Genomic DNA, 12,550 nt, shown 5'->3' with positions numbered 1-12,550 from the left:
TCACGCCGCTCGTCATGCTCGTCATGCTGAGTGCACTGCAGAGTGTGCCGCACGAGCTGCGCCCTCGCCCCCAGCCCCCAAGAGCAACCACCCTCAAGAGTGACCAGCCAGGACAGCAGGGTGACGGCGATCACCCGAGACAGCGGAAGACCGGCGCACCTCGTACCGTTGTGCAGAGCGTCGGTGTGTCCAGTGTCCCCGGGCCTCACCCAATTTGCCTTCGCGGAATACCGTCCGGCTGGAGCCGCGTCGTGCCACTCGCCGAGAGGCGACCTGCACACCGACGCCCAGTGGCGCCCCGACCGGATGGTCGGGGCGCCACTGTCTCTGGGTACGAGTCGCGGGCGTGTGGCGGCTGGCCTAAGGTTCGAAGGTCAGCTTCCGTCGGCGGGGGAGGAGGTGTCCCAGTGGGCCTGAAGACCTTCATCGAAGGGTGGCCGGTCTACCGGCAGCTCACCGGCACCGACCCGCTCGGCCGGGGGGCCGCCGCCCAGTCGGCCCGATCGGCGGCCCTGACGCCGCGCACCGAGACCGCCGACAGCATGGCTCGGTCGGTCTGCCCGTACTGCGCGGTGGGCTGTGGGCAGCGGGTCTTCGTCAAGGACGGCCGGGTCTCCCAGATCGAGGGCGATCCGGACAGCCCGATCTCCCGCGGTCGACTCTGTCCGAAGGGCTCGGCCAGCAAGAGCCTGGTGACGAGCCCGCTGCGGCAGACCAAGGTCCGCTACCGCCGGCCGTACGGGACCGAGTGGGAGGATCTGGACCTTGACGTTGCGCTCGACATGATCGCCGACCGGATCCTCGCCGCCCGCGATGAGACCTGGGAGGACGTCGACGACGAGGGCCGGCCGTTGAACCGGACGCTGGGCATCTCCAGCCTGGGCGGGGCGACCCTCGACAACGAGGAGAACTACCTCATCAAGAAGCTGTTCACCGCGATGGGGGCACTCCAGATCGAGAACCAGGCCCGCATTTGACACTCCGCCACCGTCCCCGGTCTGGGGACCAGCTTCGGTCGCGGCGGGGCGACGGACTTCCAGCAGAATCTCGCCAACGCTGACGTCATCGTCATCCAGGGATCCAACATGGCCGAGGCGCATCCGGTGGGCTTCCAGTGGGTGATGGAGGCCAAGAAGCGGGGCGCGAAGGTCTTTCACGTAGATCCCCGGTTCACCCGGACCAGCGCGCTCGCCGACACGTACCTGCCGATCCGGGCGGGCTCCGACATCGCGCTGCTCGGCGGCGTGGTGCGGTACATCCTGGAGAACGAGCTGGACTTTCGGGAGTACGTGTTGGCGTACACCAACGCGGCGACCATCGTCAGCGAGCAGTTCGTCGACACGGAGGACCTCGACGGCCTCTTCTCCGGGTTCAACCCGCGGACCCGGGCGTACGACCAGCAGAGCTGGCAGTACGCGGGGCAGGAACGCGACGGCGGGGCCACGGACACCGGCACGGAGCGGGAGACCGCAGCCGGGCTGCGGCACGAGTCGCACGGCATGCCGACGCCCGGCCAGACCGAGCGCGACGAGACACTGCAGCACCCACGCTGCGTCTACCAGATCCTCAGGCGGCACTTCTCCCGCTACACGCCGGAGATGGTCGAGCGGGTCTGCGGCATCCCGCAGGAGAAGTTCCTGGAGCTGGCCCGGGCCTGGACGGAGAATTCGGGCCGGGAGCGGACCGGCGCGCTGGTCTACTCGGTGGGCTGGACCCAACACAGCGTCGGCGTGCAGTACATCCGCACCGGGGCGATCATCCAACTGCTGTTGGGAAACGTGGGCCGGCCGGGCGGTGGGGTTCTGGCGTTGCGCGGGCATGCCAGCATCCAGGGTTCGACGGACATCCCGACGCTGTTCAACCTGCTGCCGGGCTACCTGCCGATGCCGCACCACGCCCAGCACCCGACCTTTGCCGATTGGGTGGGGAGCATCCGCCACCCGAGGCAGAAGGGCTTCTGGGGCAACGCGGGTGCCTTCGCGGCAAGCCTACTCAAGGCGTACTGGGGGGACGCGGCGACGCCGGAGAACGACTTCTGTTACGGCTACCTGCCGCGGATGACCGGCGATCACGGGACGTACCAGCAGGTGCTGAACATGATCGACGGCAAGGTGAAGGGCTACTTCCTGCTCGGCCAGAACCCGGCGGTCGGCTCCGCGCACGGCCGGGCCCAGCGGCTGGGCATGGCCAACCTCGACTGGCTGGTCGTCCGTGACCTGTTCATGATCGAAAGCGCCACGTTCTGGAAGAACAGCCCGGAGGTGGAGACCGGCGAGATCGTGCCGGAGGAGTGCCGCACCGAGGTGTTTTTCCTGCCGGCGGCGAGCCACGTGGAGAAGGAGGGCACCTTCACCCAGACGCAGCGGTTGCTGCAGTGGCGGGAGAAGGCCCTGGATCCGCCGGGCGACTGCCGCTCCGAGCTGTGGTTCTTCTATCACCTCGGCCGCACGCTGCGCCAGAAGCTGGCCGGCTCCGACAAGCCGCGCGACCGGGCACTGCTCGATCTGGCCTGGGACTACCCGACGCACGGGCCGGAGGCGGAGCCGAGCGCCGAGGCGGTGCTACGCGAGATCAACGGCTTCGACGTACGTACCGGCCGTCCGCTCGGCGGGTTCGCCGAGGCCCGCGACGACGGCTCGACCGCGATCGGCTGCTGGATCTACTCCGGGGTGTACGCCGACGGGGTGAACCAGGCCGCCCGGCGCAAGCCCCGGCACGAGCAGGACTGGGTCGCCGCCGAGTGGGGCTGGGCTTGGCCCGCCAACCGGCGCACCCTCTACAACCGGGCCTCCGCCGACCCCGAGGGTCGGCCGTGGAGCGAGCGGAAGAAGTACGTCTGGTGGGACGCCGAGCAGCAGGAGTGGACCGGGTACGACGTGCCGGACTTCGAGAAGACGAAACCACCCACGTACCGGCCGCCCAGGGACGCCTCGGGCCCCGAAGGGATCGCCGGCGACGACCCCTTCGTCATGCAGGGCGACGGCAAGGGCTGGCTGTACGCGCCGACCGGGGTCTTCGACGGGCCGCTGCCGACGCACTACGAGCCCGCCGAGTCGCCGATGCGCAACCCGATGTACGGCCAGCAGGCGAACCCGACCCGCAAGGTCTACACCCATCCGGTGAACCGGATGAACCCGAGCCCGCCGGAGCAGCACAGCGAGGTCTTCCCGTACGTCTTCACGGTCAGCCGGCTCACCGAGCATCACACCGCCGGCGGCATGAGCCGTTTCGTGCGACCGCTGGCGGAGTTGCAGCCGGAGATGTTCGTGGAGGTGTCGCCGGCGCTGGCCGCGGAGGTCGGGCTGGCGCAGCTGGGTTGGGCGCACCTGATCACCGGCCGCGCGGCGATCGAGGCCAAGGTGCTGGTGACCGACCGGCTCACCCCGCTTCGTGTGGAGGGACGGGTGATTCACCAGGTCTGGTTGCCGTACCACTTCGGCCGGGAGGGGTTGGTGACCGGTGACTCGGTCAACGACCTCTTCGGGATCACCCTGGATCCGAACGTGCTGATCCAGGAGAGCAAGGTCGGCACCTGCGACATCCGGCCCGGCCGGCGCCCCACCGGGCCGGCCCTGCTCGACCTGGTCGGGGACTACCAGCGGCGCGCCGGGCTGACCCGGGAGTACCGTACCCCGATCATTACCACGGAGGCCGGCGCGGACGGGGGGAACGAATGACGCGGCTGGAGGGGAACAGCCTCTACGGGCCGCTCGACCCCGCCCCGGACGCCGGGTGGACCGACGCCCCGCCCCGGGTGGGCTTCTTCACCGACACCAGCGTCTGCATCGGCTGCAAGGCCTGCGAGGTGGCCTGCAAAGAGTGGAACGGCGTCCCCGACTCGGGCTTCGACCTGCTGGGCATGTCGTACGACAACACCGGCGCGCTGACGGCCAACTCGTGGCGGCACGTCGCGTTCATCGAGCAGCCGCGTCCGGCCGGGCAGCCGGAGGGCGCCGCCCGGGAGGCCGCCGGCCCGCAGTTCCTCGGCATGCCCGGCTCCGAGCCGCCCGGGCGGGCCACCGGCGTCGAGTCACGCACCGACTTCCGCTGGCTGATGATGTCGGACGTCTGCAAGCACTGCACCCACGCGGCCTGCCTGGACGTCTGCCCGACCGGCGCGCTGTTCCGCACCGAGTTCGGCACGGTGGTGGTGCAGGAGGACATCTGCAACGGCTGCGGCTACTGCATCTCGGCCTGCCCGTACGGGGTCATCGACCAGCGCAAGGGCGACGGCCGGGCGTGGAAGTGCACGCTCTGCTACGACCGGCTCGGCGCCGGGCTCACTCCGGCCTGCGCGCAAGCCTGCCCGACCGAGTCGATCCAGTTCGGCCCCCTCGACGAGCTGCGCGTACGCGCCGCCGAGCGGGTCGCCACCCTGCATCAGCGGGGAGTGCCGGAGGCTCGCCTCTACGGCCACGACCCGAACGACGGCGTCGGCGGCGACGGCGCGTTCTTCCTGCTGCTCGACGAGCCCGAGGTGTACGGCCTGCCACCGGATCCGGTGGTCACCACCCGGGATCTGCCGAAGATGTGGAAGCGGGCGGGGCTGGCCGCCCTGGCCATGGCGGCGGCCGCCGTCGCCGCGTTCGTTGGAGGTTCCTCGTGAGTCCGGACCGCCCCCCGGTCGGCGCCCTGTTCCGCCGCTTCCGGGAGCGGCTGGCCGCCGAGGGGCCGCAACGCCTCGACGGGCCGACCCCGCACCCGCCCCGCGACGCCGAGCCGGTCCGCCGGCGGGGGCGGCGGGGGCGGCGGGGCGGCGGCGAGCAGGTGAACGTGCCGCCGGCCGAGTTCACCTCCTACTACGGCCGGCCCGTCCTCAAGGCCCCGGTGTGGAAATGGGACATCGCCGCGTACCTGTTCACCGGCGGGCTGGCGGCCGGGTCGTCGCTGCTCGCCGCCGGCGGGCAGCTCACCGGGCGGCCGGCGCTGCGCCGCGCCGGCCGGGTCACCTCCCTGGCGGCGGTCACCGCCAGCGCCTACTTCCTCGTCAACGACCTCGGCCGGCCGAGCCGCTTCCACCACATGCTGCGGGTGGCGAAGCTGACCTCGCCGATGTCCGTGGGCACCTGGATCCTCACCGTCTTCGGGCCGGCCGCCGGGGTCGCCGCGATCGCCGAAGCCGCCCCCTGGCTGCCCGAGCGCGGGCCGCTCGGTCTGGGCCGCCGGCTGCTGCCCCCGGCCGGGCACGCCGCCGGGCTCGTCGCCGCCGTCACCGCCCCGGCGCTGGCCACGTACACCGGGGTGCTGCTGGCTGACACGGCCGTGCCGTCCTGGCACGAGGCGTACCCGGAACTGCCGGTCATCTTCGCCGGCAGCGCCCTGGCCAGCGGCGCCGGCGTGGGGCTGCTCGCCGCGCCCACCGCGCAGGCCGGCCCGGCCCGGCGGTTCGCGGTCGCCGGCGCGGCCCTGGAGCTGTGGGGCTCACACCGGGTGGAGCACCGGCTCGGCCTGCTCAGCGAGCCCTACACCACCGGCGCCGCCGGCCGGCTGTTGCGGGCGGGCCGGGCGCTGACCGTGGCCGGGCTGGCCGGCGCGCTGGTCGGTCGCCGCAGCCGGGCGCTGTCCGCCCTCTCCGGCGGCGCGCTGCTGGCCGCCGCCCTCTGCACCCGGTTCGGCATCTTCCACGGCGGGGTCGCCTCGGCGAAGGACCCCCGCTACACGGTCGTGCCGCAGCGAGAACGCGCCAACCGGCGCAGGTCCGAGCAGGACTGACACCTCACCGCGCGGGCGGTGCGGGCGCTGTGGTTGACTGCTGCGTGGAGGCGTTCAGGCGGCTGGTGCCCCTCCCGGTCTTCAAAACCGGTGTGGTCCGGGACCCGGGCCAGGCGGGTTCGATTCCCGTCCGTCTCCGCCAAGCAGCCGTGGGGCTCAGCCTCCCGCCAGGCATGCCAGGGAGACTGATGCGAGACGCCGACCCGCGACGGCGCGTGCCGCGTACCGACGCGTTGCTCGCCGACCCGGCCCTTGCCGCCGCCGCCGGCACGCTCGGCCGCGACCGGGTCAAGGCGGCGATCCTCCGGGCCCAGCAGCGTGCCCGCCACGGCGAACTCAACCCCGACGAGGTGCGCGACGCCGCGCTGGCCGACCTGCCCGCCCCGACGCCCCGCACGGTGCTCAACGCCACCGGGGTCGTGCTGCACACCAACCTCGGCCGCGCCCCGCTCAGCGCCGCCGCCGTCGCGGCCCTCGCCGCGGCCGCCGGGCACACCGATGTGGAGCTGGACCTGCGGACCGGGCGGCGGGCCCGGCGCGGCCGCACCGCCCTCGACGCGCTCGCCGCCGCCGTCCCCGACGCGCCCGCCGTGCACGTGGTCAACAACGGCGCCGCCGCCCTGGTGCTCGCGGCCACCGCCCTCGCGGCCGACCGGGAGATCGTGGTCAGCCGCGGCGAACTGGTCGAGATCGGCGACGGGTTCCGCCTGCCCGACCTGCTGGAGAGCACCGGCGCCCGGCTCCGCGAGGTCGGCACCACCAACCGCACCGCGCTCGCCGACTACGCCGCCGCGGTCGGCCCCCGCACCGGGTTCGTGTTGAAGGTGCACCCGTCGAACTTCGTGGTCACCGGCTTCACCTCGGCCGTGCCGGTCCGGGAACTGGCCACCCTCGGCGTGCCCGTGGTCGTCGACATCGGCTCCGGGCTGCTCGCCCCCGACCCGCTGCTGCCCGACGAGCCGGACGCCGCCACCACCCTGCGCGCCGGCGCCGACCTGGTCACCGCCAGCGGCGACAAGCTGCTCGGCGGACCGCAGGCCGGTCTGCTGCTCGGCGCGGCCGACCTGGTCGAACGGCTGCGCCGGCATCCCCTCGCCCGGGCGCTGCGGGTGGACAAGCTCACCCTCGCCGCGCTCGCCGCCACCCTGTACGCCCCGACCACCCCCACCCGCGACGCCCTGCACGCGGCCCCGGCCGCGCTGCGCGACCGGGCGGAACGGCTGCGCGACCGGCTCGGCGAGGACGGCTGCAAGGCCGAGGTGGTGCCCAGCGCGGCGGTGGTGGGCGGCGGCGGCGCCCCCGGCGTGGCGCTCGACTCGTGGGCGCTGAGCCTGCCGGAGCGGTACGCCGAGCCGCTGCGCACCGGCGAGCCGCCGGTGCTCGGCCGGGTGCTGCGCGGCCGGGTGCTGCTCGACCTGCGCTGCGTGCCGGTCGACGCCGACGAGACCGTCCACGCGGCGATCCTGCGGGCGGGCGACTGAGCATGTGGGTCGTCGCCACCGCCGGGCACGTCGACCACGGCAAGTCCACCCTGGTCCGGGCGCTGACCGGGATGGAACCCGACCGGTGGGCGGAGGAACGCCGCCGGGGCATGACCATCGACCTCGGCTTCGCCTGGACCACCCTGCCCTCCGGCGGGACGATCGCCTTCGTCGACGTGCCCGGGCACGAACGGTTCGTGCCGAACATGCTCGCCGGTGTCGGACCGGTCCCCGCCGCGCTGATCGTCGTCGGCGCCGACGAGGGCTGGATGCCGCAGTCCGCCGAGCACCTGGCCGCGCTGGACGCGCTGGGAGTGTCGTACGGCCTGCTGGCGGTGACCCGCGCGGACCTGGCCGATCCGGGGCCGGCCCTGGCCCGGGCCCGCCAGGAGATCGCCGCCACCGCCCTCGGCGAGGTGGAGGCGGTGGCGGTCAGCGGCGCCACCGGTGCCGGCCTGCCCGAGCTACGGGCCGCCCTGGACCGCCTGGTCGCCCGACTGCCCGCCCCGGCGCTCGACGCCCCGGTCCGGCTCTGGGTGGACCGCTCGTTCACCATCCGGGGCAGCGGCACGGTGGTCACCGGGACCCTCGGCGGCGGCCGGCTGCGGGTCGGCGACCAGCTCGAACTCGCCGCCACCGGCGAACCGGTCCGGGTCCGCGGCCTGCACTCGCTGGGCGTCGTCCGGGACCGGGTCGACGGGGTGGCCCGGGTCGCGGTGAACCTGCGTGGGGTGTCCCGCGACCGGATCGCCCGCGGCGACGCGCTGCTCACCCCGGGGCGGTTCCGCCGCACCGACCTGCTCGACGTGCGGCTCTCCGGTGACCCGGCGGCCGACCTGCCGGCCACCCTCACCCTGCACGTCGGCTCCACCGCCGTGCCGGCCCGGGTGCGCCCGCTAGGCCCGGACACCGTCCGGCTGCGGCTGGCCCGCCCGCTGCCGCTGCTGATCGGAGACCGGGCGCTGCTGCGGGATCCCGGCCGCCATCACGTGGCCGGCGGGGTGACCGTGCTGGACGTGGACCCGCCGCCGCTGCGCCGGCGGGGGGCCGCCGCTGCCCGGGCGAGCGTCCTGGCCGGGCTGGACGGCCGCCCCGACCTGGCCGGGGAGCTGCGCCGCCGGCACCTGATCCGGGCCGGCGACCTGACCCGGATGGGGGTGGCCGTCACCGCCGCCCCGGTCGCGGGAGACTGGCTGGCCGACCCGCGACACTGGCGGGCCCTGGGCGTACGCCTCGGCGAGGAGGCCGCCCAGTACGCCCGCGAGCACCCCCTGGAACCAGGCGCGCCGGTCGAGGTGCTGCGCCAGCGCCTCGACCTGCCCGACCGGGCGCTGGTGGCGGCGCTGCTGCGGCCACCGCTGCGGCTGCGCGCCGGCCGGGTCACCGCCGCCGCGGCCGACGCGCTGCCCGAACCGGTCGCCCGCGCGGTCGAGCGGGTGCGCGCCGAGTACGGCGACCGCCCGTTCCAGGCTCCCGAGGCACACCGCCTCGCCGACCTCGGTCTCGGACCGCGGGAGATCGGCGCCGCCGTGCGGGCGGGCGCCCTGCTGCGGCTGGCCGAGAACGTCGTGCTGCTGCCCGGCGCGTTCGACGCCGCCGTCCGGGTCCTGGCCCGGCTGCCGCAGCCGTTCACCCTCAGCGCGGCCCGGCAGGCCCTCGACACCACCCGCCGGGTCGCGCTGCCCCTGCTGGAGTTGCTGGACCGGCGCGGCGCCACCCGCCGGCTGCCCGATGACGCCCGCGAGGTGGTGGCAACACCGTCCGGTTGAGCGGTAGCGCGGCACGGGGGTGGCCAAGCGGCATCGGTGAGACGGCCGCGTCACCTACCGTGACGCCATGGACCCTTCAGCGGTCTGGCGGGACAAGAACCACAAGTGGCGGATCGAGGCGTACCGGGCCCCGGACCTGCGGTTCGCCATCTTCGCCACGAACGGCACCACCGAGTCGGCGCCGCTGTGGCTGTTCGGGATGGCCGCGCTGGCCCGGTGGCTGATGACCCACAAGATCTCCCTGGACGACCTGGAGAAGGACTGACCGTCGGGCCGAGAAGGGGGTACGGATGGCCGGGCAGCTCGTCCTCGTCCTGGTCCTGGTGCTGATCAACGCGGCGCTGGCCGGAAGTGAGATGGCCTTGGTGACGCTGCGTGAGGGTCAGTTGCGGCGGTTGGGTCGATCCGGGCGTGCCGGACAACGCCTGCTGCGGTTGACCCGGGAGCCGAACCGCTACCTGGCCACCACCCAGCTCGGCATCACCCTCGCCGGGTTCCTCGCCTCCGCGGCCGCCGCGGTGTCCCTGTCGCAGCCCCTGGTCGGGCGGCTGGGCTTCCTCGGCCGGGCCGCCCACCCGGTTGCGGTGCTGCTGGTGACCGTCGTGCTGACCTTCGTCACGCTGGTCCTCGGCGAGCTGGCTCCGAAACGCCTGGCCATGCAGGCCGCCGAACGCTGGGCGCTGGTCGCCGCCACGCCGCTGGATCTGTTGGCCGGGCTGTCCCGCGCGCCGGTGTGGCTGCTCAGCCGCACCACCGACCTGCTGGTCCGGCTCGCCGGCGGGGATCCGCGGGCAAGCCGGCCGGAGGTGACCGAGGAGGAGCTGCGGGAGCTGCTGGTCAGCCAGCGCGGGCTGTCGGCGCAGCAGCGGGAGATCCTGGCCGGGGCGTTCGAGATCGCCGGCCGTAACCTGCGCGAGATCCTCGTCTCGCGCCGCGACATGACGGTCCTGCCGGCGACAATGCCGGCGGCGGAGGCGATGCGCCGGCTCGCCGCGACCGGTCGCTCCCGCGCGCCGGTCACCGGCCCGGGCGGACTGGACGACGTGTGCGGGGTGGTGCACATCCGTGACCTGGTGGACGGCGACGGTGTCCCCACCGGGGAGCGGGCCCGGCCGCCGCTGCTGCTGCCCGCCACCCTGCCGGTCTCCGACGCGATCCACCAGCTGCGTCAGCGCCGCGAGCAGCTCGCCCTGGTGGTCGACGAGTACGGCGGGATCGACGGCCTGGTCACCATGGAGGACCTGCTGGAGGAGGTCGTCGGCGAGGTCTACGACGAGACCGACCGGTACGTGCGCCGGGCGGTCCGGGAACCGGACGGCGCACTGGTGCTGCCCGGCGACTTCCCGCTGCACGATCTGCCCGACGCCGGCGTCCGCCTGACCTTCCCTCTGTCGCGCGAGTACGCCACAGTCGCCGGGCTGGTCCTGGCCGGGCTGGGGCGGCTGCCCACCGGCCCGGGTGAGCGGGTGCAGTTGCCCGGGCTCACCGTCGAGGTGGTCGAGGTGGCCGGCCGGGCGATCCGCCGGGTACGCCTGCGCGGCCCTGCGGTGGGCTGCCGGGAACAGTGAGCCGCACCGGTGCTCGGTCCGCTGGGCGGGTGGCTCGTACGGGGGAGAGCCACGCCAAAACGGCACGAACCGGAGACAACAGAACGTACCGTCCGAGACGTGAGGGACCGAGGATTTCGGACGATCGTCGCGGTGCTCGTCGGGCTCGCGGTGATCTACTTCGGCGTTACCGGGCACCGCAGCAACGGCGGACAGGGCGGCCTCTCCGGCGGCGTCGTGCTGCTCGCCCTGCTCGCCGCGCTGCTGGTCTGGTGGCTGCTCAAACCCGGCGCGGCCAAGTGACGGCGATCCGGCCCGTCACGTCACGCCCGGTGCCGTTCAGCGGGCCGCGGCGGTCCGGCTGACCTCGCCCGCCGACTCCTCGCCGAGCGCCACCCGGACCAGCGCCGACGCGAGTCGGCCGAAGTCGGCCTCGCCCACCAGGTCGGCCAGGCCGCCCGGGTTGGCCGGCAGGCCCAGCTGCCGTGCCCCGGCCAGCGTCCGGCGGTCCGCGTACGGGCGCACGTCCGGCCAGACTGTCTGCGCCTCGCGCAGGAAGATGTCCGCCCCGGTGGGGCCGATGCCGGGAAACTCGATCAGCAGCCGGCGCAGTGCAGTGCGGTCGCCGTCGGCCTCCCGGTGCATCCGGCGCAGGTCCCCGTGCCACCGTTCCCGGCAGAGCCGCGCGCCGGTGCCCAGCATCGTCGCGGTGCGCTCGTCGTAGCGTCGGTAGTGGCCGCGCCCGAGCGCGTCGACCCGGTCCTGCCAACTCGCCGCCTCCATCGCCTGCGGGGTGCGGAAGCCGGCGGCGAAGAGCTCCCGGGCCGCCGCGAGCGCCACCCCGGCCCGGATCCGGGTGCTCAGCAACGTGGTGAGCACGAGCAGTTGGTAGAGCGGCCCGGGCCGGTCGGCGAGGCTGATCCCCGCCTCCTCGGCGTACGTGCGGCCCTGCCGGTCCAGCAGTGCCCGCGCCATGTTCCGATCGTTCGCCACCCTGTCGGGATACCCGCCCCGGTCCGGGCCAGACGCCGACCGAGCCCGGAATGCGGCCGACGGGGGCGGGTACCCCGGTCGGGTGCGCGGGCAGTCGCCGCGTGCTCCACCGGAAGGAGAGACCTGTGGTCAAGCCGCAGCAGGAGGAACTCCGCCGCAACGACAAGGGCGCGACCAGCCAGGACAGCCGGGAGGCTTTCCAGACGCGGGGGCACTCGCGCAGCAAGGGCAGGTCCAACGCCGACGTCGGCCGACCGGTCCCGAAGGGGCAGGTGTCCCCGTACGGTCCCGCCGGGGAGCCGGTGGCCGACGACGAGAGCGGCCGGCGGGGCTAACGGCCCCGCCGCGACGGCGGCCGCAGCCTCCGCCAGGTGGCTGCGGCCGCCAACCCGTATGCCACGTGCGGCACGATGTCCGACAGCCAGTCCGTGGGTCGCCAGGTCCGGGGATCGCTGACGCCCAGCGCGGCGAGCGACCCGTCCGAGGTCGCCATCACCCCGCCGCCGAGCAGCCCTGCGGCGACGGGCAGCGGCAGCCGCCGCCGGGCGGCCAACACGCCGAAGGCGGCCCCGGCGGCGATGCCGGTGGCGTAACCGATGATGGCCCCGATGCCCGATCGCCGGTTGGCCGCTTTCTTCTCCGGCCCCAGGTTGACGTGGGCCTCGTCGGCCAGCCGCCCGGCGGTCTCCTCCGGCGTGCTGCTGATCGGGCGGGCCCGGACGGCGATGTCCAGGTAGGTGACGATGTTCAACGCGGCGCTGCCGACGGCGCCGGCGATGGCGCCGTCGACCACGGGCGTGGCCCTCACTTCGGGTCGCCCGGTTCGCGCTCGCTCTTGGGGCCGAACGTCCGTTCGCCCCGTACGACGCCCCGCTGGCCGCGATCGTCCTGGAGGATCCGGTTCGCGACCTGGTTCGCCTCCTGGTCGGCGGCCCGTCCGGAATTCTCGATCAGATCGCGCAGTCGGGCCCGTTCCTTGTCGTAGGCGCTACTGCCCGGCCGTGGTCCTGGCATCCCTGCCTCCTCCGGTCGCTGTGGCTCTCCGGAG

At 74.1% G+C, this 12,550-nt stretch carries 12 protein-coding genes and 1 tRNA gene; 10 read left to right on the top strand and 3 right to left on the bottom strand.

Annotated features, from left to right (window positions below; genetic code table 11):
• The first annotated feature begins 407 nt into the window (after positions 1–407).
• The 9 genes from fdh to AB0C02_RS25470 all read left to right on the top strand — a co-directional run bounded on the left by fdh (position 408) and on the right by AB0C02_RS25470 (position 10,812).
• Positions 408–3,677, top strand: coding sequence for a formate dehydrogenase (gene fdh / locus AB0C02_RS25510; protein WP_357551419.1), 3,270 nt, complete (start codon positions 408–410; stop codon positions 3,675–3,677).
• A complete protein-coding gene (locus AB0C02_RS25505) occupies positions 3,674–4,606 on the top strand; it encodes a 4Fe-4S dicluster domain-containing protein (protein ID WP_357551417.1) in 933 nt (310 codons plus the stop codon). The genes fdh and AB0C02_RS25505 overlap by 4 nt, the downstream gene beginning before the upstream one ends.
• Positions 4,603–5,712 carry an NrfD/PsrC family molybdoenzyme membrane anchor subunit gene (nrfD, locus tag AB0C02_RS25500; RefSeq protein ID WP_357551415.1) on the top strand — a complete coding sequence of 370 codons (1,110 nt, stop codon included), beginning with the start codon at positions 4,603–4,605 and terminating at the stop codon, positions 5,710–5,712. Before AB0C02_RS25505 ends, nrfD begins: the two co-directional genes overlap by 4 nt.
• Before the next feature lie 46 nt (positions 5,713–5,758).
• Positions 5,759–5,854 (top strand) — tRNA-Sec (locus AB0C02_RS25495).
• Between the two features lie 46 nt (positions 5,855–5,900).
• On the top strand, positions 5,901–7,193 hold the full coding sequence (selA, locus tag AB0C02_RS25490) for an L-seryl-tRNA(Sec) selenium transferase (RefSeq protein WP_357551413.1): 1,293 nt from the start codon (positions 5,901–5,903) through the stop codon (positions 7,191–7,193).
• Positions 7,194–7,195: 2 nt separating this feature from the next.
• The gene (gene selB / locus AB0C02_RS25485; RefSeq protein ID WP_357551412.1) at positions 7,196–8,962 is read left to right on the top strand and encodes a selenocysteine-specific translation elongation factor; all 1,767 of its coding nucleotides are present in this window, start codon (positions 7,196–7,198) and stop codon (positions 8,960–8,962) included.
• Positions 8,963–9,029: 67 nt separating this feature from the next.
• Positions 9,030–9,227, top strand: a complete 198-nt coding sequence (locus AB0C02_RS25480) for a hypothetical protein (protein ID WP_357551411.1) — start codon at positions 9,030–9,032, stop codon at positions 9,225–9,227.
• A 25-nt stretch (positions 9,228–9,252) separates the two neighbouring features.
• Positions 9,253–10,530 carry a hemolysin family protein gene (locus AB0C02_RS25475; RefSeq protein ID WP_357551410.1) on the top strand — a complete coding sequence of 426 codons (1,278 nt, stop codon included), beginning with the start codon at positions 9,253–9,255 and terminating at the stop codon, positions 10,528–10,530.
• Between the two features lie 99 nt (positions 10,531–10,629).
• Positions 10,630–10,812: a hypothetical protein gene (locus AB0C02_RS25470; protein ID WP_357551407.1), complete on the top strand. Its 183-nt coding sequence runs from the start codon at positions 10,630–10,632 to the stop codon at positions 10,810–10,812.
• Between the two features lie 36 nt (positions 10,813–10,848).
• On the opposite strand, the gene AB0C02_RS25465 is transcribed toward AB0C02_RS25470, so the two are convergent.
• Positions 10,849–11,502, bottom strand: coding sequence for a hypothetical protein (locus AB0C02_RS25465; protein WP_357551405.1), 654 nt, complete (start codon positions 11,500–11,502; stop codon positions 10,849–10,851).
• A gap of 125 nt (positions 11,503–11,627) precedes the next feature.
• Here AB0C02_RS25465 and AB0C02_RS25460 point away from each other — a divergent pair, with 125 nt between their 5' ends.
• Complete coding sequence (locus AB0C02_RS25460) at positions 11,628–11,837, top strand: hypothetical protein (protein ID WP_357551403.1); 210 nt, start codon at positions 11,628–11,630, stop codon at positions 11,835–11,837.
• Here AB0C02_RS25460 and AB0C02_RS25455 read toward each other — a convergent pair.
• On the bottom strand, positions 11,834–12,310 hold the full coding sequence (locus tag AB0C02_RS25455; protein ID WP_357551400.1) for a hypothetical protein: 477 nt from the start codon (positions 12,308–12,310) through the stop codon (positions 11,834–11,836). The two genes, AB0C02_RS25460 and AB0C02_RS25455, sit on opposite strands and share 4 nt — an antisense overlap.
• On the bottom strand, positions 12,307–12,516 hold the full coding sequence (locus AB0C02_RS25450) for a phosphatidylethanolamine-binding protein (RefSeq protein ID WP_357551398.1): 210 nt from the start codon (positions 12,514–12,516) through the stop codon (positions 12,307–12,309). Before AB0C02_RS25450 ends, AB0C02_RS25455 begins: the two co-directional genes overlap by 4 nt.
• Between the last annotated feature and the right edge of the window lie 34 nt (positions 12,517–12,550).

This window comes from Micromonospora sp. NPDC048999 (genome assembly GCF_040649295.1).
Taxonomy (GTDB): domain Bacteria; phylum Actinomycetota; class Actinomycetes; order Mycobacteriales; family Micromonosporaceae; genus Micromonospora.
The sequence above is the reverse complement of the archived record's forward strand: the minus strand, read 5'-3'. Positions and strand labels throughout refer to the sequence as shown.

Coding starts and splice junctions, on each gene's coding strand:
- AB0C02_RS25505 (WP_357551417.1), top strand. CDS start 3,674: ATGACGCGGCTGGAGGGGAACAGCCTCTACGGGCCGCTCGACCCCGCC.
- selA (WP_357551413.1), top strand. CDS start 5,901: ATGCGAGACGCCGACCCGCGACGGCGCGTGCCGCGTACCGACGCGTTG.
- selB (WP_357551412.1), top strand. CDS start 7,196: ATGTGGGTCGTCGCCACCGCCGGGCACGTCGACCACGGCAAGTCCACC.
- AB0C02_RS25480 (WP_357551411.1), top strand. CDS start 9,030: ATGGACCCTTCAGCGGTCTGGCGGGACAAGAACCACAAGTGGCGGATC.
- AB0C02_RS25475 (WP_357551410.1), top strand. CDS start 9,253: ATGGCCGGGCAGCTCGTCCTCGTCCTGGTCCTGGTGCTGATCAACGCG.
- AB0C02_RS25450 (WP_357551398.1), bottom strand. CDS start 12,516: ATGCCAGGACCACGGCCGGGCAGTAGCGCCTACGACAAGGAACGGGCC.